The sequence below is a fragment of the Methanosarcina sediminis genome (genome assembly GCF_052056915.1).
Classification (GTDB): Archaea; Halobacteriota; Methanosarcinia; order Methanosarcinales; family Methanosarcinaceae; genus MTP4.
Window position 1 is genome coordinate 3,006,567 of record NZ_CP195119.1, and the last position, 23,115, is coordinate 3,029,681.

A 23,115-nucleotide genomic window follows, 5' to 3' on the forward strand; every position below is an offset into this window, starting at 1 on the left:
AGACTTATATAATCCATTATCCTGCCATTCTCTTTAGAGGGATGTTCTGTGTCGGTTAAAGGCTTTAAATTCTCCCTTTTTCTGCTCATGCTGGTAATGGTGGCGGCTATAACCCTTACTTCCGGTTGCGAGGAAAAAGAAGAAGTTCGAATTAATGAAAGTGAGACAATTTCCGAAAGTGTTGTTCCCGGGGAATATTCTTCGGAAGGAAGTCCGAATTCTCAGGAACTGCCCTACTATTTGCAGGAAGGATATCTCGAGGAAGCAATAATAAATGAAGAGGAAAACCGCAAAAGGCACGTTGAAGAACAATTGAAGAGGCTTCGGGAAGAAAACGGGGCTGAAATAAGGGCTATAAGCGGCGGAGGGACCCTGGATAACAGGTTCAGGTTTTACGGGGTCAGTACTCTTCCGGACGGGACCTGTATACGCACCCGGTTATTTTACGGGGACGAACCTGTAAGCTGGTGGCCTTCCGGGGAATGTGCCGTTGTTCAGGACGGGTACTGGGAAGTTTCGGTAACTTTCGGAGAAAACGGTGTTCCTGAAAAGCTGGAAACGGATGACGCTTACTATCTTGAAGCCCGGGTTGAAGGTGGTCCGGAAGAAAGGGCAGAATTTGCATATGCTCCGGGGGGAGGACCCATACCTGAACTGTCTTCTTTGGAAAATTGAGTTCCAGAACCTTTCCTTTTCAGGTCCCTCCCTTTTTTCCTGATCCTGGAATAAAATTATATACCTCTTTTTCATCCTGAGCCTCCACATGGAGAAAAAAACGTTAGCTTATCTCGCTGCATTCTTCAATGCCGTTTTTATCGGCCTGACCTTCTTATTCACCAAACAGTCCCTGGCTTTTGCAGCGCCCTTCACGACCCTGGCTTTCAGGTTCGTGCTCTCTTTCATGGTTATGTCCCTGCTGCTCAAGTTGAAATTCATAAACGTAAAGCTTGATCTGAACGGGAGCCAGCTTAAAGACCTGTTCGTTTTGTCCACCTTTCAGCCGATTCTCTTTTTCTCCTTCCAGGCGCTGGGTCTGCTGTATATTTCCTCTTCGGAGGCAGGGCTTATCAATGCTTTAATTCCTGTATCTGTGGGAATCTTCGGGATGTTTTTCCTGGGGGAGAAACTTACTCCGAAACAGTTAGGATCTTTTTTCATATCCATAGCCGGGATCGTATTCCTTTTCTTAATGAATGGAGGTACCGGGGATTTCAATGCCTCAGGCGTGGTTTTCACCCTTCTGTCCGTGGTCTCCACTTCTCTTTACATAATTACGGGCCGGAAGCTTTCAAAAAGTTTTGATCCCATGACCCTTACCTTCGGGATGATGGCAAACGGGGCTCTCGTGTTCTTGCTTTTAGCCCTCGGGCTTGAACACCTGACACTGCAGGCTACTCTCTCACTGCTTCAAAATTCGGAATTCATGTTCGGGATTCTCTACCTGAGCCTCTTTACCTCGGTCGGGACCTCTTTTTTGACCATTTACAGCCTTGTGGAGCTGGAAGCTTCCCGTTCGGCCGTGTTTATGAACCTCTGCCCGGTTATAGCCGTGGTTGCAGGAGTCTTCGTGCTGCACGAGGAATTCGGGTATTACCACCTTATAGGAAGTGTACTCATTATTTCCGGGGTTCTGATGGCAAGTTTTTCAGAACAAAACAATTGGCATGCAGAGAAAAATAGCCGGGAAAATAAGATCCGGGAAATATCGAAAAATTGAATAAGGAGTCTTCCTCCTGTTAAGTTTCTTATAGTTTTTGAGCTATTTTTATTCCGGGATGTTTGAAGAAATCCGGGTTACAGGGGCTTTGAATAGGGTCCGGGGTTCAATTCCATATCACTGGGACCTGAATATCTACAGGGGATGCGAGCACGGCTGTCAGTACTGCTATGCGATGTATTCGCAGCGCTACATCAAAGCAGGATACGGGAATCCTGGGGATTCTGCTTTTTTCGACCGGGTCTGCGTAAAGACCAACGTTGCAGAAGCCCTTGAAAAGCAGCTCAGAGCCAGGACCTGGAAAAAAGAGGTAATCAATATCGGTGGAGTCTGTGACAGTTATCAACCGGCAGAGGCAAAGTACGGGTTGATGAGAACGGTCCTGGAGCTGATGATCGAGTACAAAAACCCGGTTATAATATCCACAAAGTCGGACCTGATCCTCAGGGATTATGACCTGCTTGCAGAACTTGCAGGGCTGACTTATGTGAACATTGCAGTCACGGTCACAACTATGGATGAAAAACTCAGGGAAGTTCTCGAACCTTCGGCTTCTCCTTCTGAAAAACGTTTCTCCGTCCTGAAAGCATTCAAAGATACCGGGGCAGTTACCGGGCTTCACCTGATGCCGGTCCTGCCTTTTCTTACCGACAACCCCCGGAACATGGAGGCTATCTTTTCCCTTGCAGCCGAATCTGAAGTGGACTATATCCTGCCGGGGACCTTTTACCTCAGGGGCGATACCAGGAAGCATTTTTTCAAATTCCTTTCCCTGCAGTTTCCCGAACTCCTTGAACCTTATCGGAGCCTGTACAGAAAAGGAGGGCTCGACAAAACCTACAAAGCAGAAATCTACGGAAGCATTTCCTCTCTTATGGAAAAATACCACCTCTCGGCGGATTACATGAAACCCATGAAGGAAAAACTTCCCGGTTTCAAGCAACTCAAGCTCTCGGATTTTTCGGGAAATGGTATTTCCGGTGAGGATATATGAAAAAGAAATGCACTGCAAAAAAATTGTAATCAACGCATAGATGGATTTGATCCAGAAAATAGCAATGGGTTAAGGAGTTGCGAGGTGAATGCATTATATGGTGACTTACTTTTCCCATCGCTATTTCTTGATTTCAAGGTCAACTAAGGAATTTTCTGGTCAGGTCTGAAGTTTTGGTCAACTAAAGAATTTTCTGGTCAGGTCTGATTTTTGGTTAGGGGCTTCTTACTCTTCGTCTCCCGCACAGCCGCAGGAAACGTTTCCTTTCAGGATTTCTCGCCAGTCTCCGATCACGTCATGGGTCCAGCAGTCGTCGGCACCTGCGGCTTCCCGCATGACCAGGGCAAAGATGTAGGACAGTTCCTTGACCGTGGCCCCGGCTTCGAGGGCACCTTTGAAGTGCTTCAGGACGCAGGGTTTTGACCTGCCCTTAATCGAGAGGGCAAAGCAGATGAACTGGTAGGTCTTTTCGTCAATCATCCGTTTTTCGGCGTAGAGCTTATCGATTTCGTCAAGTTTCTCTGTGAATTCCGGGAAAAATTCTTCCAGCATTCTCATTGGGATTGCTCCTTTTTTATGTTGGCTGCTCAGATGTTAACGGCGTTAAGTATATTTCTTACTCACTATGGCATTTTTGTTATTTAAACTTATTTCAAATATTTTTGAAACGTATTTTTTTCAAACAGTTTGAATTTACAAAGATAATATTATATTTATTTTTGTATTTCCTTTCCAGTTTTTTTTCAATTTATAAATATCTGTATATCTTTCTTGAATATATTTATCTATAGTTTTAATTTTTTTGTGCTTTTCATGTGCATCTGTCGTTATGTTTAAATTACATAACTTCTCTTTTTTATACCAAAAGTTTCCGTTGCTAATTTCTGGGTAAATGGGTAAGATCGTGGTAGACGGACGACAGGCAGAAGACTACCGGGTGAGAAAGTAAACCGGATACGCTGATAAATGGAAACTTTGCTTTTTCAAATCTAAGCAGGGTTTCTCTCATCCAGCCTTGTTATTGTTTGGGAAGGCCGCTGTTTCTTTTCTTTTCATCCAGAATAGGTATTGTAACTATTGATAGAGGTGTTTTTTTGGAAAACAGAAAAAATCATAAATTTTTAAAAATTTCTATTGCAATTTCTTTACTAATGTTTTTCATTTGTACCGCTGCGGCAGAAGCTCCAATCGAGCTTGTTGCTGAAGATTCCCTGCTCTACGTTAATGAAAGTGGATCCATTCAGGAGGCCATCAATGCCGCCAGTCCCGGTGATACGATCATTGTGGAGAGCGGGACATATTATGAAAATGTGGATGTGAACAAAACCGGGATTATCCTGCGGGGCATGGATACGGATTCTGGCCTTCCTGTGGTTAACGGAACTGGAGGAGAGTTCTGCATCAAATTGAGCGAAGATAACTGTACGCTTGAGGGGTTCAATGTAACCGATGCGGAAGAAGTCGGGATATGGGTTGCTTCGAGTGATAATACGATTTCGGATAATATTGTATGTTCCGAAACCTATGGCTTTTATGTGGATGCTTCGGGGTATGACTTTTTTGAAGGCTATGATCCCGGTCTCGAATACAACGCTTCCAACAATACGTTTACCGACAACACGGTGTATAATAACGGTGATTCCGATTACGATTGTTATGGAATTTTCCTGTATAAATCAGGATTTAATGAGTTTACCGGCAACATGGTAAGTAATGATGGAAATTCCGATTACGATTGTTATAGAATTTACCTTTACGAAGATTGCGATTCCAACGTGTTTACCGGCAACACTTTGAGCAATGCCGGTGATTCCGATGATGAATGTTACGGAATTTACCTTGATGATTATTGCGATTCCAACGTGTTTACCGGCAACACTTTGAGCAATAATGGCGAGTACGATGAAGATTGTTACGGAATTTACCTTGAGGATTATTGCAACTCCAACAAGTTTACCGGCAACACTTTGAGCAATGCCGGTGATTCCGATGACGAATGTTGCGGAATTTACCTTTACTATGAATGCAATTCCAACGTGTTTACTGACAACACTTTGAGCAATGCCGGTGATTCCGATGACGAATGTTTTGGAATTTACCTTGAGGATTATTGCAACTCCAACGAGTTTACAGGCAACACTTTGAGCAATAACGGTGAGTCTGATGAAGACTGTTATGGAATTTACCTTTACTATGAATGCAATTCCAACGTGTTTACTGACAACACTTTGAGCAATGCTGATGATTCCGATGAATATTGTTGCGGAATTTACCTTGAGGATTATTGCAACTCCAACGAGTTTACTGGCAACACTTTGAGCAATGCTGGTGATTCTGATTATGACTGTTGCGGAATTTACCTTGAATATGAATGTAATTCCAACGATTTTACAGACAACACTTTGAGCAATAACGGCGAGTCTGATGAAGATTGTTATGGGATTTACCTTTACGATTATTGTGAGATGAACACTTTCTCCGGAAACGCTATTTGTGGAAACTTCATCTTACCCGTTTTTGGTGGGGATTCGGACAACTTCTGGAGTACCTCCGATCAATACTCCCTGAATGAAGCCGATTACCAGTGGATCAACATCACGCAGGAGGATCTGGACTGGAGTAATTCGGATGATGATTATTGTTCGGAAAATGTTTCCATAGGTTTTGACTTCACTCTTGACGGAGTGACCTACACCTGGATGGAAGTCGTGAGCAACGGAGTCATTCATCTCATCCCTGAAGGCGGGGTGGAACTGGGTGATGACGATTATGATTACGCTTCGCAATGGGCAAACTGGTACCCCGACGAGACGTTCATATTCGCCCTCTCCGACGACCTTGATGCAAGATATGATGGTTGGTACGGTTATAAGAGCTATTTAGCAGGAGATACTGATTCAGGGGGCAATGCTATACCCTGCAACCTGACGGTAATAGATTATCATACGGCTACATACGAGGATAGCTATTACAGCGAGTACCCCAACGATTTCCAGATAGTGCTGTATGAAGATGGGACCTTAAGGTTCAATTTTAATAGGACTGATTACCGTTCTTTCGAATACTCCCTGGACAGCGGTTTGTATCTCGGGAACGATTCCTCCGAACATTCAAAGGAGCTCATGTATGTAGCCAGGGCCGGAGACTATGAGAATGAGACGTCTTTTAGCACCCCCATCTCCCTTGTTTCCAGCTCTCACATAGGAAACTACTACGGGGATGTTTACAGTGAATACTCTTTGACTGAATCCGCTTATCAGTGGATCAACACTAACATGGACAATGCAACCTGGAATGATACGTCAGATGATGATTATTCGGAAAAGGTCCCTATAGGCTTTAATCTCACTCTTGATGGGGTTAACTATACTCACATGCAGGTCGTGAGCAACGGGGTGATCCAGCTAATCCCGGCGGGGTCCGAGGAGCTTAATGATTCTTCTTATGACGGTTTCAAATACTGGGTTGACACATACCCCGACGAAACGTTCATATTTGCTCTCTGTGATGACCTTAGCGCAGAAGGATCTGAAGAAGACTTTTCTCAATATACAGCTGCTTCAGATAAACATGGGGTTGAAAGTACCTTCGCAGTTGACTCTGAAGAACTTGAAACTCTGAATGAAAAAGCTGTAACAGAAAATGACAAGGACAAGGACAAGGACAATGTAAAGGATGTACAGGTTACCATGGAATCCGGGCCAATTGAAACTGCCCTCATGGAAAGTACTTTCCCGGAGGTTCAGTGGTATGGGTACACCATGTACTCGGCAGAAGATAATGATTCCGAGGAAAATGTAATCCCGTGCAACCTGACGGTGATCGATTATCATGTGGCTACATACGAGGATTTGTATTGTAACGGTGCTTACGACGAATCCCCCCTCGAATTCCAGGTCGTGCTGTATGAAAACGGTACCATCAGGTTCAATTTTAAGAGAATTGAATATTCTTACTTCGATAATGCCCTCTACAGCGGCATGTACCTGGGCAACGATTCTTCCATACACGCAAAAGAGCTTGTCCATGCTGCAAGGGCAGGACAATACGTAAATGGAATCTCGTTTGGCACTCCGGTTATCCGAACTCTTTCGAGCAGTTATGACGCTGAAGGGGACGGCATTGCTGACAGTGCATATGACATTGCCAGCTATGATGAAGACAGTGAATACGGCATTGCCAGCTATGTTTCCTCCATTTCCAGTTCTTATTCGGGAGATCGGCAGACCGATTCCTACCCGCTTGTTCTTCTTTCCGAGGCAAACGCCCCGTCCAAAGCCAGCAGTGAGGGCACGGTCTCATTTACCGTCAGTACCAGGTTTAACAACCCGGCAGGTGTCGGTGTCGAAAAGGTTGAACTGTACTGCAAGAAAGATGATGGAGACTGGAGCAAGTATGGTGAGAACGGCACTGGAATTTTCACGTTCTCTACAAGTGAAGCGGGCGACTATTACTTCTATACCGTTGCCACGGACGTCTACGGAAACGTTGAAGGACTGCCTGATGACTACGATTCCCACACAGCGGTGAGCATCAACAGTGAAAGCAGCAGAAGTAACAGCGACGGGCCTTCACATTACCAGCCTCAGCCTTCCGAATGGGAAGAAAAGGGTATTACCTTCAGGGAGCCTGCTGATTCAGCAAACGTCAAGTTCGATAAAGAACCCGTCTATGCAATTGCAGTCGATTCCAAAAATCCCTTCTCCAATGCCCGTTTCAGGACAAAGAACCATGCAGGTCAGCCTTCAGGGGTCCCGCAGCCGGAAGGCACTGTCTACAAATACACGGATATAGAGTTTGTTTCAGGGGACTGCGACATTGAAGGAGCAAGTATATTCTTTAAAGTCGACAAAGCCTGGTTAGAAGAAAATGGTCTGGACTCCGAGGACGTAAAACTCCTGCGCTACCACGACGGGGAATGGATGGAACTCGAAACCACAGTTGAAGATGAAGACGCAGATTACTTCTACTTCAGTGCCCTGACGCCCGGCTTCTCCACTTTCGCCATTATCGCAGAAGGCGGGTCTGGCGTGGTTGATATCGAGCCCTCAGTCACTGGTGAAGTTCCTGCGGAAGAAACCGCATCAGAAGTTGATAAACCCGAAGAAAGCGGGGAAAAATCTCCCGGATTCAGCATCTTTGCAGGTGTACTCGGGCTTGTGGTCTGCTTTTACATGAGAAGAGACTGAGTGTCGGATGAGGGTGTCCCCCTCTTCCTTTTTTTTCTTTTTTGTGAATTTTTCCAGGATCAACTGTTGACGGGTTCACTGTTGACGGATTAATTTTCTCCCGGGCAATTCTCTTTTAAGCTCTGCAGAGAGTAACTTCTATTTTGAAGTATAGATCACCAGTTCGATACTCTCGGAACCTGTTCGGGCGGCTTTTGAAACCCTCTTCTGCATCAGGATGGATTTCAAGGGTAAGGGTTTTTTCCGGGAGTTTTCCTGATTTCCATTTGCTTCCCCATATAAAGTGTGTTATCGGTTCAAATGAATAAGAATTAAAAATAATGAGCTATTTTAAGGGATGGATTCAGTAAGAAATGGATTTAGCATTTGTTAATTTTTATTGAATTTGGTTGCAAAGTACATATCATTCTTTGATACGCAGTATCATTCTCTGGTACGAAGCTTTGATTCTTAAATAAATCCCAAATGAATTCCCAAATGAATCCCCAAATGAATTCCCAAATGAATTCCCAAATGAATTCTTTAATAACACATTTGATTCACCCCATTCGGAGACTGAAAAATGAAACGAATTGTCTTAGGTTTTCAACACGTCCTGGCGATGTTCGGGGCTACCATCACCGTTCCCCTGGTGGTAGGCTCTGCCATTGGCCTGCCTATTTCGGACATAGCGTTCCTTATACAGGCGGTGCTGCTTGCTATGGGCGTTGCCACACTTTTACAAACAGGTATAGGTTCAAAGTTCCCTATCGTTCAGGGTTCGAGTTTTGCCTTTATTCCGGGGCTGATCTCTATAGGTTCCGGGGCTGCAGGGCTTGCTGCGGTCGAAGGGGCTCTGATCGTCGGAGGCATTCTTGAAGGCCTGACCGGGGCTCTTGGCCTGATCGGGAAATTAAAAAAGCTGTTCTCCCCCCTCGTGACCGGGATTACCATCATGCTTGTCGGGTTTTCCCTGGCAAACGTGGCTGTTATGTATACGTTCAACTTTTTTGTGGATGCTGCCGGGACCACCCTTCTGCCCTCCTCCATTGTCGCACTTGTTACTTTTGTCACTACGATTCTTGTTGCCCTGAAGGCTAAGGGCACTTTCAAGGCAATGCCTGTGATTGCCGGGGCTACTGTCGGGTATGTTGTAAGCATCGGGTTTGGGCTTGTGGACTTCGGGCTGGTGAACGAAATGAAATTCTTCAGCCTTCCGCATCTGCTCCCCTGGGGCACTCCGGTCTTTGACGCAAACGCTATCATCATTATCCTTTTTGCCTTCATGGTCAGCATAATTGAGAGTGTTGGAGACTACCATGCAATCACCGCTATTGCAAACCTCCCCATTGACAATGAAAAGATCAACAGGGGCATTGCTTCCGAAGGGCTGTCTTGTTCCATTGCGGGAATCTTCGGGGCTTGCGGCACTACCAGTTATTCCGAAAATATCGGGCTCGTGGCTCTTACCAGGGTTGCAAGCGTCCAGGTGGTCCAGATTGGGGCCGTTATCCTTATCTGCATGTCCATGATCCCCAAGTTTGCCGGGCTTCTTGCTTCCATTCCTGCTCCCGTGCTGGGTGGGCTTACAACTGCCCTCTACGGCATGATCGGGGTCACCGGGCTCAAGCTGATCAAGGACAAGGTTGAATTAAATGACCGGAACACATTAATTCTTGCGAGTTCCCTGGTGTTGGGGCTTGGTGCCCCGCAGCTGTCCCCCGAACTTCTGGCCAATTTCCCCCAGATCATTGCGAGCATCCTTGAATCAGGGATGGCAGTCGGCGCGATTTCGGCCATTATCATGGATCAGTTACTGAAATAAATAAGAACGGTTATTGTTTGTGTTTATTATTTACAATTTAGCTCGACAAAGAAGGCTATTTGAAGAACGAAATTTGAAAAAAAGGCTATTTGAGGTATAATACATGATCAAAGATGAACGGTGGGAAGGGGTGTACTCCTTTGAAGATTCCCCTTACCTTATGGAAATTTTATCTAATCTCAGGGACAAGGAAACAGGCACTATCAAGTTCAGAAAAGGGCTCGTAAAGCTCGGGCGCTACATGGGCTACGAATTCACCCGGACTATGGACTACGATAAGTTAAGGGTCGAGACCCCCCTGGAAACAACCGAAGGGGTCGCAGCCGGGGACCGAAAGCATGTCCTGATCATTACCGTGCTCAGGGTTGCAATCCCGCTTATGGAAGGGCTGATCAAGACTCTGGAATGTTCGCGTGTCGGGATCGTCTCGGCATCTAGAGGACATGCCCCCGAGTTTAACATTGAGATGAAATACATAAAAGTCCCTCAGATCAAGCCTGAAGATACTCTTATCATTGCCGACCCCATGATTGCAACGGGTTCCACCCTGATCAGGACAATCGAAGGGATCAAGCAGTGCGGGAAACCCAAACGTGTGGTAATCATGGGCGTCCTTGCAGCTCCCGAAGGGATCGATTCAATCAAGGAACTTCACCCGGATGTGGAAATCTTTGTGGCAAAGATCGACCGGGAACTGAACAAAAAAGGTTACATCCTGCCTGGCTTGGGCGATGCCGGAGACCGGGCTTTCGGGGAGCCGTTGAATATTTCCATGCTCCCTTTAATGCATAATCTGGAATAAAATTCGAATTTGCATCAATATATATTTCAGGAAGTAATCCGCAGGAACATGTGTTTTTACTTCCTGAACTTTTATTACGGGAAGATGCTTTTTAAGGACTTACTATTGAATTGATTCCTGTTTTTCAGTCAGAGGATTCATGGAATTTATACAAAATTTTCTAAACGTTTCCCTGGAAGTCTTTTATTTTGGAGTTTTCAGGACGCAAAATAACCGGAGCACGGAATTTTGACTCCCTTTTCATATATGGCTTTTTGATGAGATCTTTGCTTTTTGATGTGAGTCGGGTGGTTTGTTCGGTCAGAAATTTTTGGTTAGAAATCCGGAGAAGCGTCTAAATAATTTTCTATACACTCCCTGTTTTTTATTTGTATGAGGGCATTCCAGGAAGGAATACTCAGGAATTAGGGATCCTTTCACTTCCTGGAATTTTATTGGGTGGAGATGTTTATTAGAATTTTTCCGTGGTTGTTTCAGAGTAGAGAGGATGTTTTTTCAGGGGTTGTTCCGGGGGATGTTTTTACCCCGGTTTTTGAGATAATGTCTTTACTTGACCATTATTGTGGATTTTATTTCCGGCTTGTCTTTGAGGCTGATTGTGTAGGTTCCCGGCTCTTCGAATGTGTATGAGAAGCTTCCTCCGTAGTGAAGGAACGTTTCTTCCCACAGGCCGTCTTCACTTACCAGTTCCGCAGGAGCTTTCGGCCTCCTGAAGTTGATCCATGTAACAGTGTCGCCTGCCTTTATCTCGGTGACTTCCGGTACGAATGTGCCGTATATTACCAGCTTTTTCTCGTCATTCCGGCCGTTTTCTTCATTCTCATTGTTTTTCACGAGCTTTTCTCCGGCTGACGTTTCTGCTCCTCGGGGCTGGGGTTCGGCTGCAGAAATTCCGGTTTCCGCTACAGTTTCAGAACCGGTCTTTTGTGGTTTAGCGGAATTTACGTTGACTGTGAGTTTTATTTCAGGGGCCTCTTTGAGGGTGAAAGCATAGGTCCCGGTTTCTTCGAACGTGTATGTGAAGCTTCTTCCATAGTGAAGGACCTCTTCTTCCCACAGACTGTCCTCGCTAACCAGCGTTACAGACCCTTTAGGTCTCTGGTAATTGATCCAGGTAATGCTTTCTCCGGCGTTGATATCGACTGTCTCAGGTGTAAATGTATTGTAAATAACTATTTTGTTTGTGGGGTTTGCGGCATTAACGGAATGTACCGCCGGCCCTTTTGCCGCTGCCAAACCTGTTGACATTAGCAGGATTGACACCATAAGCAGGGCCAGAATTATGGGTTTATTATAGTTTTTCATTTCAAGCCTCCAGTTTTCTGCATTAGGGATATAGGGGAATATAGGTCCACAAGTTTGGAATGCCAGTATATATCTTAGGTCCTGTCTGTATATAGCCCAACCGTTGCCTGTTTTTCTCCTTCCTGCTGGAATGTTTCAAGGAGTTTTGCTGCGGCAAATGTCTTTGGAATTTTCAAAAAGTACTGGCTTTTTTGAGCAGTCCGGGAACTTTATTTTTCTGGCTTTTTTCCCCTGTATTTGGATTTTTGCTGGGGTTTCCAGTTTTTCAAGGACCTGATCATTTCTTTGAGCAGAAGATTGAAAACAAAATTCCGGGATGAATTGAACTCTCACAGGATAGGTTTCATTTTTAGAAATGAGGAATAAACCCTGTTTTTCGAAGGGAAATGTCAAAAAAATTGGGGGGATATAATCAAAAAGTTGAAACTCGTTAGCAAAAGAGTTGAAAACCGTTAGCAAAAGAGTTGAAAAATATTTATGACCGGGTAGAAATATATTCCCGGAAAAATGGGGAATACTCTCCGGGATATATTCCAGAAAGCCTGGAACTTCATGCGCGCTGAAGTCTGCTTCCTGGAATATTTTTTTTGATGGAGCTGTTTCATTGTATGGAATTCTTTTGGAGCTGTTTTTCGGGACTCCCGACAAACAGGCTCTTTTTATTCATTATATTTTGATAATACATAGCCAAACCGATGGTGTTCTTTTTCATTTTGCCTGGAATATTCCAGTAACTTTTGCCCGGACAAACGCCTTTAGAATATTCCAGGGGCTTTCCAAGGTTTCAAACGGTCGGGATTTTTCCAGTGGGTTTATATACATCCCTTTAAAGTATAATTTTAGTGAGATGAATTCCAGAGCAGGCAGTAAATCTTCTCTTCTTGATACGATTTTCCTTTCCGATAAAAGAAAGAACCTTCTCCTCCTCCTGAAAGAAGAAGGGCCAAAAAGCAGTGACGAGATTAAAAGTGCATTTGATTTTCCCTGGAAGTCGATGATCCCCCAGATCAGGAAGCTGATGGACTGGGACCTGGTGGTTCAGAAAGATGATATGTACGCACTTTCAGATATGGGGGGCGTGATTGCCACAAACGCTCGCTTTTTGCTGGAAAGCCTGGCGGTATACGAAGAAAACCGGGAGTTCTGGTCCGAACACGATCTGAGTTCGATTCCCTTCAACCTTCTGACCAGAGTCGGGGAGCTTGGCTGTTGCAAGGTCCTGGAGCAAGACCTTTCCCAGGCTTTCAGAATCCCGGAAGATATTTTGCAGAACATTCTGGATTCGAACCGGGTTATGACTTTTGTTTCGGTATTTCACCCTTCTTCTCCTCTCCTCTTTTCCGAATACCTGGAACGCAGGACTGATGTTACGGTGATTCTTACGAACCCCGTTCTGGAAATGCTTCAGGCGGAGTGCGGTTCTGACCTTCCTCTTCTCAAAAGCAGTAATCCTATTTTTAAAAAAGCCCTGCTGGAGTATAAAAATGAAATCAAGCATATGTTAACAAGTGAGAATTCGAATCTTTTCGTGTACGAGGGCGATACAATGCCAATGTCGATGATCGTGACTGATAAGGTCTTTTTCCTCTCCTTGCTTGACAAAAAGGGGCGGTCAACCAACAGGGTCCTTATGGCATCCGAGGCTCGGGCATTAAAATGGGGTGAGGAACTGTTCCTCTATTATAAGGAGAGGTCCGGGCAGTTGTCTACCTCTGAAACTCCCCTTTGAAACTTTTTTCCTTCAATCTTCTTTTCGCATGGTTACCAGGTACAGTTTCCTCGGCAGTTCCCCTTCCTCAAACTCCTCGAATTCAAAACTCTCATACCCTGCGGCAAGCTGTTCTACCTTTTCCCGGCTGAAGAAGTGCACGATAAAACCGCCTTTGATCTCGTACATATCCTCTCCCCGGAGGGTCCCTGTCCCGTAGTGGGCGTCTCCGGTATGCCTTGCGGTGTATATGTTCACGCCTCCGGGCTTGAGCACCCTTTTGACTTCGCTGCAGAGGAACTCCAGCTCTTCGGTGGTAAGTGCCATACAGTAGAGCATGTGGGAGTAGCAGGCGTCAAAGGTCCCGTCTTCGAAGGGTAGGGAGTCTCGGACGTCGTGCCGGCGAGCAGTGACAGATCCCGATAAACCGGTTTCTTCGGCTTTCTCTTTTATCGACCTGACCCCGCTTTCGGTGTAATCAAGCGAATGGACGGAAAATCCCTCTTTTGCAAAAAAACAGCTGTCTCTTCCCTGGCCGCCCCCCAGTTCCAGGATTTTTGTTTTCCCTTCCTTTTTGAAAAGTTCGGCTGCTATGCGGGCCGGGTAACTTGCTTCATCCCCAAACCTGGAGCAGCTGTTCGAAAAAATGTTTTCCCAGTGCGGCTGCTGGCTGTTCAGGACAGCCTTTTCCACACTTCCTGTAGCTTCCCTGTTCATTGATTCACCTGATTCTTGATTCGCTTCCTTTTTTACCTGCGCTAAATCCGTTTTTCTTCCGCCTTTAAATATATCTGGATGTGTTTTTATGCGTTGTGGGCGGGGATTAAGGGAAGAATAAGGGACGAAAAAGTGAAAATGTAAGTGAAATTGCCGAAAAGATAGGTGGAGATTGGCGATACTGGTTGCCGGAGTTGCTGCATAAGTAAAATTGCTGTAAAAATACCGATATGTGTAATTGATAGCAGCAAATCATTAACAATAGCATAATCGCTTAAGGAGTGGATCTCTGACTTAAAAAGTCGATTTTTGATTTAATTAATAGGCTTTTGACTGAAAAATAGTTATTTGAGTTAAAAAGCAGGCGTTTTACTGATAAATAGATGTTTGATTGGAGGTTTGCCCGGGAAGTTTCTTCCCAGGCCAGTTTTTTGAACAGAACCCTGTTCTTTTTTAATTTTCTGGATAACAGAAAATTAGTTTTTATTCATCATTTATTGCACTGTCATACTTGGGAAACAGGAGCATGTAGTTTTCACAGTATGTTTTCCCGTCTTCTTTGATGTCAACTGCCCACACAACTTCAGGCTTTCTGCCGACGTCTTTTGCTCGAATCATGTTTATTTCTCCTAATTCTTCTTTCATTTTCCTGGTTTTTTGTTCAGGGTAATTCGCATGTCCCTGGAGCTATGCTGGATTTGAAAAGTGCCTTTCCTGTCAAAGGCTGGAGGTTTCGGGAATTCTATCCCATTAAAATAAAAAATAGAAAATTATGTAAGGTTGTGGATTCGGATAACGGACTTTAGTTCCCTGGCTAATATGAAGTTCAAACTTCGGTGATCCTGGCAGAATAGCATGAAGCTTTTTCTCTTCTTATTTCATGTATATTTTTTTGGTTTTTCACTCAATTCATTTTCTTTGATTTTTTACTCCGTTTATTTCTTTTACTTTTACTTTTTGGATTCCGTTGTTTTTGTGATTTGCTCATACTTCCGGGCAGGTTTATCCCGGTATATTTTCTTTTGTCCTGTCTCTGTTTGAATTTATCATACGATTTTCTTTTTATGTACGAATTCGTAAAGATACAATTAAGAAATTTATTGAAAATTCGAATTTTGATTCCGGATAAAAGGTTGTATCTTTTTTTCTCAAACTCTTTTCTTGAAAAAACCCCTGTCATTAACCTGTTTCAAGTAGACCATCCTATTCAGGAAATCTTTACGGTAACACAAATCCTGTTTTTTTGATTCTTCAAGACCATTTGCAGGTAATCGGTGAATGGGACTTTTTCACTCCATGCTATATTCCTGAAATAACGTATGATATGATGCATACTAAATTATTTTTTAAAGATAAATACCTATATATAAAATAGCCCCCAGTTTGGTTTAAGAACATAATGAGAATCAAGGGAGGCAGTATGTCCAATAAAGTGTCTAAGATACATACTCATTCTAATGAAAGTGACAGTAAAAGTGACTCAGAACAGTCCGGTAAAACTAAATCTCATAAACACGGGCTTTTTCATTTCCATACTCATTCTCACGACCATTCTCGTGATCATTCCCATGACAATTCCCAGGGTCACTCCCATGGGACTTCCAAAGGTCACAGCCATACCCACGGGTCCGTGGATCCTTCTATCCTTGCTACTGAAAAAGGGATATGGGCAGTAAAGTGGTCTTTTGTCGGGCTGATGATTACCGCCATTATGCAGATCTTCATCGTTTATATTTCGGGAAGTGTTGCCCTCCTTGCCGATACCATCCATAACTTCGGAGATGCATCAACGGCAATCCCGCTTGCAATCGCTTTTTCTTTAGCCCGGAGAAAACCGAGCAAACGCTTTTCCTACGGGTACGGCAGGGTCGAAGACCTTGCAGGTGTGATCATTGTGCTGCTAATCCTTTTCAGTGCAGCCGTGGCGGGCTATGAGTCGGTACACCGCTTCTTTAACCCGCAGCCCATAGGGCATGTAGGAGCCGTGGCAATCGCCGCGATTATAGGTTGTATCGGAAACGAGGTTGTTGCCCAGTTCCGGATGAAGGTGGGGAAGGAAATCGGAAGCGCGGCTCTTGTCGCTGACGGATACCATGCCAGGGTAGACGGTTTTACAAGCCTTGCGGTCCTGATCGGGGCGGTCGGGGTCTGGATGGGGTACCCGATAATTGACCCTTTGATAGGGATTATTATTACCGTTGCCATCCTGAAAATTGTCCTTGATTCGAGTAAGCTGGTTTTCACCCGCCTGCTCGATGGCGCCGACCCGAAAATCGTAGATAAAATCAAAACCATAAGTAAGAATGTTGATGGAGTCTGTGAAATTACGGATGTGAGGGTCCGCTGGGTCGGGCACAGACTGCACGCAGAGATCAATGCGGCTGTGGACCCGGGCCTTTCGGTTACGCAGGGACATGAAATTGGAGATGCTATCAGAGCAAAGCTTATGGAAAACTTTCCTTATGTTTCGGGAACTATAATTCACATTGACCCCCTGACGGCTTCAGGAGAACACTTTCACTGCAGTCCCGGGAAATTGAAAGTAAAAAAGGCTATACACGCCTGAATTTTTCCTTTTTTACTCATTTTTCACTTTTTCTTTTTCCCTTTCATCACCTCCAGTTTAGCCTTTTTTCCTGGCCTGCGCTCCGGGACTTTTTTTGCAGGGCTCATCCATCCACTCTTTTATTTTTTTTGAAGCAGGTTTCATCAGGCCTTTTAATGCCGTTTCATTTTTCTGAAACATGAAACAGGTCTTATGCAACTGGTTTCAGGGTAATTCCAAATGCGGTTTCAACCTTGTAGTGTTTGCTTCTCGGGGGCATCTGGCTTCCCGGGAGCTTGATGTAAACGCATGAACCAGTAGGGATCATTTCTCAGCTGGCATGCATCCGGGTTTGGTCCGATAAACAAATCCGAAAAACAGACGCCACAAAAAAGACCGTGCCATAGGGTAAGTCCAGAAACCCTAACATCCAAAAAAATCCAAAACCCCTGGCATCCAGAAAACTCCAATAACCACCACATACGCAAAAACCACTACATACGCAAAAACCACCACATACGCAAAAACCACTACATAAAAGCAAATCCGGAATCTCTGGCACTCAGTTAAATCCAAAACCCCTGGCAGATCTTCGGGCATACCTTTTCTACGGTTGTGCCCGCAAAAATCTGCTGGCTGCGATATCAAATAATCCTCCGTCTTGGTATCAAAAATCCTGAGTGTTCGATCCATGTCCGGATGTTTACCTTTTTCAGCCCCTTTGAAGGGCTGAATCAGGGAGGTAAAAATATGATACAAAAATTCCGAAACCTGATATCCATAATAATGGGACTGTGTGTATTAGCCGCAGTCCTGGTCCCTGCGGGGGCCCTGACCGTCACTCCTGCAAAGGAAAATATCATTTGCCTGACTCCCGATTCATGCGAACCTGTAAATCTTTCCGACGAAGATTGTGATGTTTATTTTGCGGAAGGCTGTATTGACAATGGTATAGTTATCACTGGCGAGCCCCTTGAGGTCTTTGACGAAGAGTTCTTTGAAATCGACTTATCTGATCTGGAAATTGCCGTAGATGAGTTTGGTGAAGGCGACGTTTTCTTCTCCTCCGAAATGCTTGAAGATGAGTTCTTCAAAGACATCTTTGATAAAATCATGACTGATTATAAAGAGGACGTTGAAAAACAGGATGATGGTATAATTCTTAAGGGCAGGGCCCTCGAAGCCTTTGATGAGCTCTGCTACGCTAAGGAACTTAAAGAAGGGGTTGAATTTTCTGCGGAAATGTTTGCAGAAGAACCGTTCAAAGGAGTTCTCGAAACTATAAAAAAGGACTATCCCACCTTTGTTGAGGAAAAAGACGGTACGGTAATTCTCAGGGAAAAAGCCCTTGAGGCCTTTGACAAAGAGTTCTTTGAAATTGAGTTCTCTGATATGGAAATTGCCTTTGATGAATTCGGTGAGGGGAACTTAGCTTTCTTCCCCTCCGAAATGCTTGAAGATGAGTTCTTCAAAGACATTTTTGAAAAAATCATGACTGATTATAAAGAGGACGTTGAAATACAGGACGATGGTATAATTCTCAAGGGCAAGGCCCTTGAAGCCTTTGACAAAGAGTTCTTCGAAATCGGGCATGAATTCTTTGCTGATGGAATAGCTGTTGAGGAAAATGAATCAGGCTTAATTGCTGTAAGCATTGCCTGAAGGCCCGGGATCAGCTCTCTGGCGGGCGGCTGCCAAACTGGCAGTCCCTGCCATACAGGCAGAATTAAGGCAGTTTTCTCCGAGTTTTGCACTTTAAATCGGGGCTGCCTCCCGGAAGCCCAACCCATGAAACAGGGTTTTGACGCCGAATCCGCGGGATTGGGCATTGAAGGGGTCCAAGTCCAATATCAGCATTTTTATATAATTTACATGTTTTTAATTATTCGATAAATGACCATTTCAGCTTTGTCTCAAATTGCTCAAGTTTTTGGAGTGTGACATGAATCTTAATAATTTGAATCCTATCGCCCTCGTTCTTTGCCTGTGCGTACTTTCGGTAATTTCTGGCATTGTCGGGGGATATGTATTCCTGAGCCATTCTGATGAAGAGATGCTTGTTGGAAATATTGAAGAAATTCGATTTTCCGAGGACCTGCTTAATGACGAAATAAAGGTCATTATCGAAGAGGTGAATACCTCCTATCCCGGCAGTGTTGAAAGGGAAGATGGAGATTTCATTTTGGTCGGATATGGTGCAATTGACGAATTCGACAACCTCACATTTGAATCTGACATGGAATTGGGGTGGGAATTCGTCCCCGTCGTGGATGGAGATGTTATCATTCAGGATGCTATCATTCAGGATGCGGACTCTTTGTCTTCCGGGATCTCTATATCCCCTTCTCAAGATGATTTCCTGGTGATCAGTTATGAAGAACTTGATTTATTACTCAATGGGGACGAAGAAACCGTTGAGATGTTTCGGGATATTTTATCCGAAAGCGGCCGGAATTCCAGCGAATGGAACGAAAGTACCTGGAAATTTGTTGAATTGAATGAATGTGAGCTGGAAGTAAGCGAAGATTTAGAGGACTAATTGGCAGGCTCTATATATGATTTTTTTTGACAGGAGAACATTTAATGGATAAAAAGGACGCAATATATACGGTCATCCTGGCAGCTTCACTCTTTTCTCTATCTTTGCTTCTTTTCTCTCAGGGGATTACGAACCTGTCCGTATCCATCAGGGATGAAACACCTTTCGCAGTTTCGGTACCCACTCTGTTTTCGATGAACCACGTTCTTATTATGCTTTTTTTTACAGCAATCGGTTCTCACAGTTTAACCATACTGGGCCGGGATCTGTTCACATTAAAAGAGAACACAAACTCAGGATACGATATTGAAAAATCCGTTTCTTTAGCATCTGATAGATTGCCCCGAACGCTTAGTTCCAATTCCGGGATTGAAGGATCTTTTGAACCTTTTAATGAGGCTCCCTTAGCTTCGCATGAAGCTCAGTTTCCCGTATATAGGTCTGAACCTCCGGTTGCAGATTACTCTGCAGATTTATCTGAAGTGGCCGCTTCCGAAATTGTTGAATCTAAAATTGCTGAATCCGATATTCATGTAAACCAGAATTTGCTTAATAAAGGGTTTGACAGGGCCGAACATAAAAAGAAGGTGGCCCTTGAAATCCTGCAGGGGGATGAAAAGGCCCTTTTTGTCATAATCTCCGAAAAAGAAGAAATCCTTCAGAGTGACCTTGTCCTGGAATCCGGTTTTTCGAAGGTTAAGGTCAGCAGGGTGCTGCAAAAGCTCGAAAGAAAGTCCCTTGTTAAGAGAAAACCTTTTGGGAATACTAATAAAGTTGTCCTGGCAAAGTGAGCGCCTCTTTTGCAGTTTTCCCGTCGTGGATCACTTTCACTCCGTAAACACGACTTCAACCTGCTTCACGTCCCACAAAGCTCCCAGTTTTTCTATGATGTCCTCCTTGATTGCGGAGGCAAACTGGTGGTCTGAAGGCAGGTCCACCACCACCCTTACAACTCCGTCTTCCACGGTGGTTTTCAGAATAATCTCCGTCCGGATGATATCCAGGCCCGTAAGTGGGTTCATTACGTGTTTTAACCTTCTGCGGACCACTTCGGGGGTGGTTTCTTCTCTTTCGGTCACGAGCCCGTGCTTTTCTTCATAGTCGCGGATTGCGGCCCGCAGGCCCTCAACGGCAAGTACGGAACAGTGGGCTTTTATCGGGGGCAGGCCTCCGAGTTCTTCCGACGCCTGTTTCCAGGTTATCTTCTTTGCTTCTTCCAGGGTTTTGCCTTTTGCAAGTTCGGTTATCACCGACCCGGTTGCAATGTTCGAGGCACAGCCGTAGGATTCGAATTTCACGTCCTCGATAACTTTCGTTTCGGGTTCTACCTTGATATAAACGGCAACCATGTCCCCGCAGGCTGGACTCCCTTCCAGCCCTTTCCCATCGGGATCTTCGATTTTCCCCACATTCTTTGGATTCCTGAAGTGCTCAAGCACCTTTTCACTATACGGAAACTTCATTTTCTCACCTTTCCTCTTCTACCCTTCTTCCTCATTCTTTCTTTTTCCCGTTCCTATCTTCTTTTCTCTTCCTTTCCTATCTTTCTTCCCGGTTTATTTCTCAGCCAGGGGGCTGATTTCCCGCAGCCTCGTCACCACTTCACTCATAGCATCGATTACGGCATCCGCATCTTCCATGCTGTTGTAGCGCCCGAAACTAAAGCGCACCGAACCGTGTGCCCGTTCATGGTCCCCTCCTATGCCCATGATCACATGGCTGGCTTCCAGGGATTTGGAAAAACAGGCCGAACCCGTGCTCAGGGCAAAGCCCCTCATATCCATGTGCAGGGTAATCGATTCCCCTTCAACGTAGTGGAAGGTCAGGTTTGCGTTCTGGGGCAGGCGCTTTCCCCTGCTTCCGTTCAGGGTGACCCTGGGAATTTCTGCAAGTGCCCGCTCGATCACCCGGTCCCGCATAGCTTCGAGCTGCTTGTTTTCTTCCGGGCTTACAAGTTCCGCGGCTTTTGCAAAGCCAACGGCTCCCGGGATGTTCTCGACTCCTGCCCGCCTGTTGGACTCCTGGAATCCGCCGTCCATGAACTTGTGGATGGGTGTTCCTTCCCGGATGTAAAGCGCCCCTATCCCCCTGGGACCGTGGATGGTATGTGCGGATGCGGTGACCAGATCCACGGGCAGTTCTTTTACGTCCAGGGGCAGCCGCGTAAAGCTGTGGGTGGCGTCGCTGTGCAGGAGCACTTCTTTTGCTTCACAGATCTCGGAAACGGCTTTTAGGTCCTGGACGGTTCCTATCTCCTGGTTGCCCTGCTGGACCGAGACCAGGATGGTTTCGTCAGTGATCGCCTTTTCCAGTTCTTCCAGGTTTACGAAGCCCTCGGCGTCAACTTCCAGGAAGGTCACGTCAAACCCCTGCTTTGCCAGGGCTTTTGCCGTGTTCAGCACTGGGAAGTCCTCGATCTTTGAGACGATGATGTGCTTCCCTTTTTTCTCCTTTAGGGCCAGGGCAACTCCTTTCAGAGCCATGTTGCTCGATTCCGTGGACCCTGAGGTAAAGACGATTTCCCCGGGATCTGCCCCCAGTCCGGAAGCGATGCCTTCCCTGGCCTGTTCAAGCCCTTCTTTTGCTTCGATTCCCATCGAGTACCCAAATTCGGACGTTGCTACCGCATAAGTATCAAAAAAGTACGGCTTCATTGTTTCAAGCACCCTCTCGTCCAGCCGGGTGCAGGCAGAATTGTCAAGATAGGTCATTTCTTCAAATATTTTTACCCCTCCTCGGATATGATTAAGTTCGGATAACATTAAGTTTAAGAGTAAATTTCAGATAGTGCCAGGATTATCTGAATTCCGAAATTATTGAAATGCCGGGACCATCGGAATACCGGAACTATCGGAATGTCGGAACTATCGGAATGTCGGAACTATCGGAATGCCGGAACTATCGGAATGCCGGAACTATCGGAATGCCAAAATTATTGGGATGCCAAAATTATTGGAATACTGATATTATTGGAATACCGGAACTGTCGTAATTCCGGGATTATTGGACTGCTGGCGTTATCGGATATTCAGGTCCAGGGCTTCAGATAAAGAGCGTTATGCTGGCATCCCTTGCTTCATATACATAGGACCCCACTGCTCCCCACTCGTCTATCCATTCCGTCCGAAGCTCTTCTTTCTTTATGCCCATGATCTCCATGGTCATTTCACAGGCGATGATCTTTCCCCCAAGTTCCTTGAAGTCGTTCATGAGTTTTTCAAGGGGGGCTACGTTGGCTTTGTCCATCCTCTGTTTGACCATCCACTTCCCCAGGCCCAGCATGTGCATCTTGGAAAGTGGGCCTTTTTCAAGCCCTCCCTTTTTCAGTCTCATGAGCCCCCAGAAGGTGAAGTATATGGAAGCTTCCATGCCCATTGCCAGGGCTCCGTTTCCTATTATGAGTGCACTGTACACCTTGTCCATATCTCCGCTATGCAGAACCAGGACTGCTTTTCCCCCCATACTCACTCCCTATCCGGTTTTATCTCCGGATCTTTATCTTCCACTCTTTTCCTTTTTCCTTGTCTTCGATCCCCAGCACCTCAAGCCCCATTGCCTCGCAGGCCATGGGTATTTCTTTTTTGGATGCGGGATGCGTGCCTTTTACAATCACAAGGTCTCCGGGCGAGGCCTTTTTGAGCGCTTTTCGGCACTCTACCAGCGGAACCGGGCAGGTCTCCCCCCTAACGTCGATTTCCATTTCTGCCATGCTCTCTCCCCAAAAGCAATGAAAATAGGAAGGTTTGTAATAATAATTTAGTTAATAATTCAGTTCCTCCCCTACATTCAGTATAT

At 45.2% G+C, this 23,115-nt stretch carries 21 protein-coding genes; 11 read left to right on the forward strand and 10 right to left on the reverse strand.

The genetic code is table 11. From position 1 onward, the window contains the following. Positions 1 to 48 precede the first annotated feature (48 nt). The 3 genes from ACSAZK_RS13080 to ACSAZK_RS13090 all read left to right on the forward strand — a co-directional run bounded on the left by ACSAZK_RS13080 (position 49) and on the right by ACSAZK_RS13090 (position 2,711). Positions 49 to 675: a hypothetical protein gene (locus ACSAZK_RS13080; protein ID WP_440954545.1), complete on the forward strand. Its 627-nt coding sequence runs from the start codon at positions 49 to 51 to the stop codon at positions 673 to 675. Positions 676 to 763: 88 nt separating this feature from the next. Next, a complete protein-coding gene (locus tag ACSAZK_RS13085) occupies positions 764 to 1,717 on the forward strand; it encodes a DMT family transporter (protein WP_440954546.1) in 954 nt (317 codons plus the stop codon). A 58-nt stretch (positions 1,718 to 1,775) separates the two neighbouring features. Next, positions 1,776 to 2,711: an SPL family radical SAM protein gene (locus ACSAZK_RS13090; protein ID WP_440954547.1), complete on the forward strand. Its 936-nt coding sequence runs from the start codon at positions 1,776 to 1,778 to the stop codon at positions 2,709 to 2,711. Between the two features lie 225 nt (positions 2,712 to 2,936). On the opposite strand, the gene ACSAZK_RS13095 is transcribed toward ACSAZK_RS13090, so the two are convergent. Next, positions 2,937 to 3,269 carry a carboxymuconolactone decarboxylase family protein gene (locus tag ACSAZK_RS13095; protein ID WP_440954548.1) on the reverse strand — a complete coding sequence of 111 codons (333 nt, stop codon included), beginning with the start codon at positions 3,267 to 3,269 and terminating at the stop codon, positions 2,937 to 2,939. A gap of 593 nt (positions 3,270 to 3,862) precedes the next feature. On the opposite strand from ACSAZK_RS13095, the gene ACSAZK_RS13100 reads away from it, so the two are divergent. The 3 genes from ACSAZK_RS13100 to upp all read left to right on the forward strand — a co-directional run bounded on the left by ACSAZK_RS13100 (position 3,863) and on the right by upp (position 10,506). Beyond that, entirely contained in the window at positions 3,863 to 7,900 is a 4,038-nt protein-coding gene (locus ACSAZK_RS13100; protein ID WP_440954549.1) for a PGF-pre-PGF domain-containing protein, read from the forward strand. A gap of 562 nt (positions 7,901 to 8,462) precedes the next feature. Further along, positions 8,463 to 9,704 (forward strand): uracil-xanthine permease family protein, encoded by a 1,242-nt coding sequence (locus ACSAZK_RS13105; protein WP_440954550.1) that lies wholly within the window; start codon positions 8,463 to 8,465, stop codon positions 9,702 to 9,704. Positions 9,705 to 9,807: 103 nt separating this feature from the next. Then, positions 9,808 to 10,506: a uracil phosphoribosyltransferase gene (gene upp / locus ACSAZK_RS13110; protein ID WP_440954551.1), complete on the forward strand. Its 699-nt coding sequence runs from the start codon at positions 9,808 to 9,810 to the stop codon at positions 10,504 to 10,506. 546 nt (positions 10,507 to 11,052) lie between these two features. On the opposite strand, the gene ACSAZK_RS13115 is transcribed toward upp, so the two are convergent. Continuing rightward, the gene (locus tag ACSAZK_RS13115; RefSeq protein WP_440954552.1) at positions 11,053 to 11,811 is read right to left on the reverse strand and encodes a cupredoxin domain-containing protein; all 759 of its coding nucleotides are present in this window, start codon (positions 11,809 to 11,811) and stop codon (positions 11,053 to 11,055) included. A 135-nt stretch (positions 11,812 to 11,946) separates the two neighbouring features. Further along, positions 11,947 to 12,459, reverse strand: coding sequence for a hypothetical protein (locus tag ACSAZK_RS13120; protein ID WP_440954553.1), 513 nt, complete (start codon positions 12,457 to 12,459; stop codon positions 11,947 to 11,949). 199 nt (positions 12,460 to 12,658) lie between these two features. Between ACSAZK_RS13120 and ACSAZK_RS13125 the strand changes: the two genes are divergently transcribed. Further along, positions 12,659 to 13,540, forward strand: a complete 882-nt coding sequence (locus ACSAZK_RS13125; RefSeq protein WP_440954554.1) for a helix-turn-helix transcriptional regulator — start codon at positions 12,659 to 12,661, stop codon at positions 13,538 to 13,540. A 12-nt stretch (positions 13,541 to 13,552) separates the two neighbouring features. On the opposite strand, the gene ACSAZK_RS13130 is transcribed toward ACSAZK_RS13125, so the two are convergent. From ACSAZK_RS13130 to ACSAZK_RS13140, 3 genes are all read right to left on the reverse strand, one after another. Beyond that, the gene (locus tag ACSAZK_RS13130; protein ID WP_440954555.1) at positions 13,553 to 14,236 is read right to left on the reverse strand and encodes a class I SAM-dependent methyltransferase; all 684 of its coding nucleotides are present in this window, start codon (positions 14,234 to 14,236) and stop codon (positions 13,553 to 13,555) included. 483 nt (positions 14,237 to 14,719) lie between these two features. Then, entirely contained in the window at positions 14,720 to 14,854 is a 135-nt protein-coding gene (locus tag ACSAZK_RS13135) for a hypothetical protein (RefSeq protein WP_440954556.1), read from the reverse strand. 862 nt (positions 14,855 to 15,716) lie between these two features. Further along, a complete protein-coding gene (locus tag ACSAZK_RS13140; RefSeq protein WP_440954557.1) occupies positions 15,717 to 15,848 on the reverse strand; it encodes a hypothetical protein in 132 nt (43 codons plus the stop codon). Positions 15,849 to 15,866: 18 nt separating this feature from the next. On the opposite strand from ACSAZK_RS13140, the gene ACSAZK_RS13145 reads away from it, so the two are divergent. From ACSAZK_RS13145 to ACSAZK_RS13160, 4 genes are all read left to right on the forward strand, one after another. Next, positions 15,867 to 16,802 carry a cation diffusion facilitator family transporter gene (locus tag ACSAZK_RS13145; RefSeq protein ID WP_440954558.1) on the forward strand — a complete coding sequence of 312 codons (936 nt, stop codon included), beginning with the start codon at positions 15,867 to 15,869 and terminating at the stop codon, positions 16,800 to 16,802. A 729-nt stretch (positions 16,803 to 17,531) separates the two neighbouring features. Beyond that, positions 17,532 to 18,443, forward strand: a complete 912-nt coding sequence (locus ACSAZK_RS13150; RefSeq protein ID WP_440954559.1) for a hypothetical protein — start codon at positions 17,532 to 17,534, stop codon at positions 18,441 to 18,443. A gap of 280 nt (positions 18,444 to 18,723) precedes the next feature. Further along, positions 18,724 to 19,320 (forward strand): hypothetical protein, encoded by a 597-nt coding sequence (locus ACSAZK_RS13155; RefSeq protein ID WP_440954560.1) that lies wholly within the window; start codon positions 18,724 to 18,726, stop codon positions 19,318 to 19,320. 44 nt (positions 19,321 to 19,364) lie between these two features. Beyond that, positions 19,365 to 20,111, forward strand: coding sequence for a helix-turn-helix transcriptional regulator (locus ACSAZK_RS13160; protein WP_440954561.1), 747 nt, complete (start codon positions 19,365 to 19,367; stop codon positions 20,109 to 20,111). 36 nt (positions 20,112 to 20,147) lie between these two features. On the opposite strand, the gene ACSAZK_RS13165 is transcribed toward ACSAZK_RS13160, so the two are convergent. The 4 genes from ACSAZK_RS13165 to ACSAZK_RS13180 all read right to left on the reverse strand — a co-directional run bounded on the left by ACSAZK_RS13165 (position 20,148) and on the right by ACSAZK_RS13180 (position 23,029). Further along, positions 20,148 to 20,783: an iron-sulfur cluster assembly scaffold protein gene (locus ACSAZK_RS13165; RefSeq protein ID WP_440954562.1), complete on the reverse strand. Its 636-nt coding sequence runs from the start codon at positions 20,781 to 20,783 to the stop codon at positions 20,148 to 20,150. A gap of 93 nt (positions 20,784 to 20,876) precedes the next feature. Beyond that, on the reverse strand, positions 20,877 to 22,031 hold the full coding sequence (locus tag ACSAZK_RS13170) for a cysteine desulfurase family protein (protein ID WP_440954563.1): 1,155 nt from the start codon (positions 22,029 to 22,031) through the stop codon (positions 20,877 to 20,879). 331 nt (positions 22,032 to 22,362) lie between these two features. Then, positions 22,363 to 22,782 carry a DsrE/DsrF/DrsH-like family protein gene (locus tag ACSAZK_RS13175; protein WP_440954564.1) on the reverse strand — a complete coding sequence of 140 codons (420 nt, stop codon included), beginning with the start codon at positions 22,780 to 22,782 and terminating at the stop codon, positions 22,363 to 22,365. 19 nt (positions 22,783 to 22,801) lie between these two features. Next, positions 22,802 to 23,029 carry a sulfurtransferase TusA family protein gene (locus ACSAZK_RS13180; protein ID WP_440954565.1) on the reverse strand — a complete coding sequence of 76 codons (228 nt, stop codon included), beginning with the start codon at positions 23,027 to 23,029 and terminating at the stop codon, positions 22,802 to 22,804. Positions 23,030 to 23,115: the final 86 nt, after the last annotated feature.

Coding starts and splice junctions, on each gene's coding strand:
- ACSAZK_RS13170 (WP_440954563.1), bottom strand. CDS start 22,031: ATGACCTATCTTGACAATTCTGCCTGCACCCGGCTGGACGAGAGGGTG.
- ACSAZK_RS13165 (WP_440954562.1), bottom strand. CDS start 20,783: ATGAAGTTTCCGTATAGTGAAAAGGTGCTTGAGCACTTCAGGAATCCA.
- ACSAZK_RS13115 (WP_440954552.1), bottom strand. CDS start 11,811: ATGAAAAACTATAATAAACCCATAATTCTGGCCCTGCTTATGGTGTCA.
- ACSAZK_RS13105 (WP_440954550.1), top strand. CDS start 8,463: ATGAAACGAATTGTCTTAGGTTTTCAACACGTCCTGGCGATGTTCGGG.
- ACSAZK_RS13135 (WP_440954556.1), bottom strand. CDS start 14,854: ATGATTCGAGCAAAAGACGTCGGCAGAAAGCCTGAAGTTGTGTGGGCA.
- ACSAZK_RS13155 (WP_440954560.1), top strand. CDS start 18,724: ATGAATCTTAATAATTTGAATCCTATCGCCCTCGTTCTTTGCCTGTGC.
- ACSAZK_RS13100 (WP_440954549.1), top strand. CDS start 3,863: ATGTTTTTCATTTGTACCGCTGCGGCAGAAGCTCCAATCGAGCTTGTT.
- ACSAZK_RS13175 (WP_440954564.1), bottom strand. CDS start 22,782: ATGGGGGGAAAAGCAGTCCTGGTTCTGCATAGCGGAGATATGGACAAG.
- ACSAZK_RS13160 (WP_440954561.1), top strand. CDS start 19,365: ATGGATAAAAAGGACGCAATATATACGGTCATCCTGGCAGCTTCACTC.
- upp (WP_440954551.1), top strand. CDS start 9,808: ATGATCAAAGATGAACGGTGGGAAGGGGTGTACTCCTTTGAAGATTCC.
- ACSAZK_RS13125 (WP_440954554.1), top strand. CDS start 12,659: ATGAATTCCAGAGCAGGCAGTAAATCTTCTCTTCTTGATACGATTTTC.
- ACSAZK_RS13150 (WP_440954559.1), top strand. CDS start 17,532: ATGATACAAAAATTCCGAAACCTGATATCCATAATAATGGGACTGTGT.
- ACSAZK_RS13095 (WP_440954548.1), bottom strand. CDS start 3,269: ATGAGAATGCTGGAAGAATTTTTCCCGGAATTCACAGAGAAACTTGAC.
- ACSAZK_RS13090 (WP_440954547.1), top strand. CDS start 1,776: ATGTTTGAAGAAATCCGGGTTACAGGGGCTTTGAATAGGGTCCGGGGT.
- ACSAZK_RS13130 (WP_440954555.1), bottom strand. CDS start 14,236: ATGAACAGGGAAGCTACAGGAAGTGTGGAAAAGGCTGTCCTGAACAGC.
- ACSAZK_RS13085 (WP_440954546.1), top strand. CDS start 764: ATGGAGAAAAAAACGTTAGCTTATCTCGCTGCATTCTTCAATGCCGTT.
- ACSAZK_RS13180 (WP_440954565.1), bottom strand. CDS start 23,029: ATGGCAGAAATGGAAATCGACGTTAGGGGGGAGACCTGCCCGGTTCCG.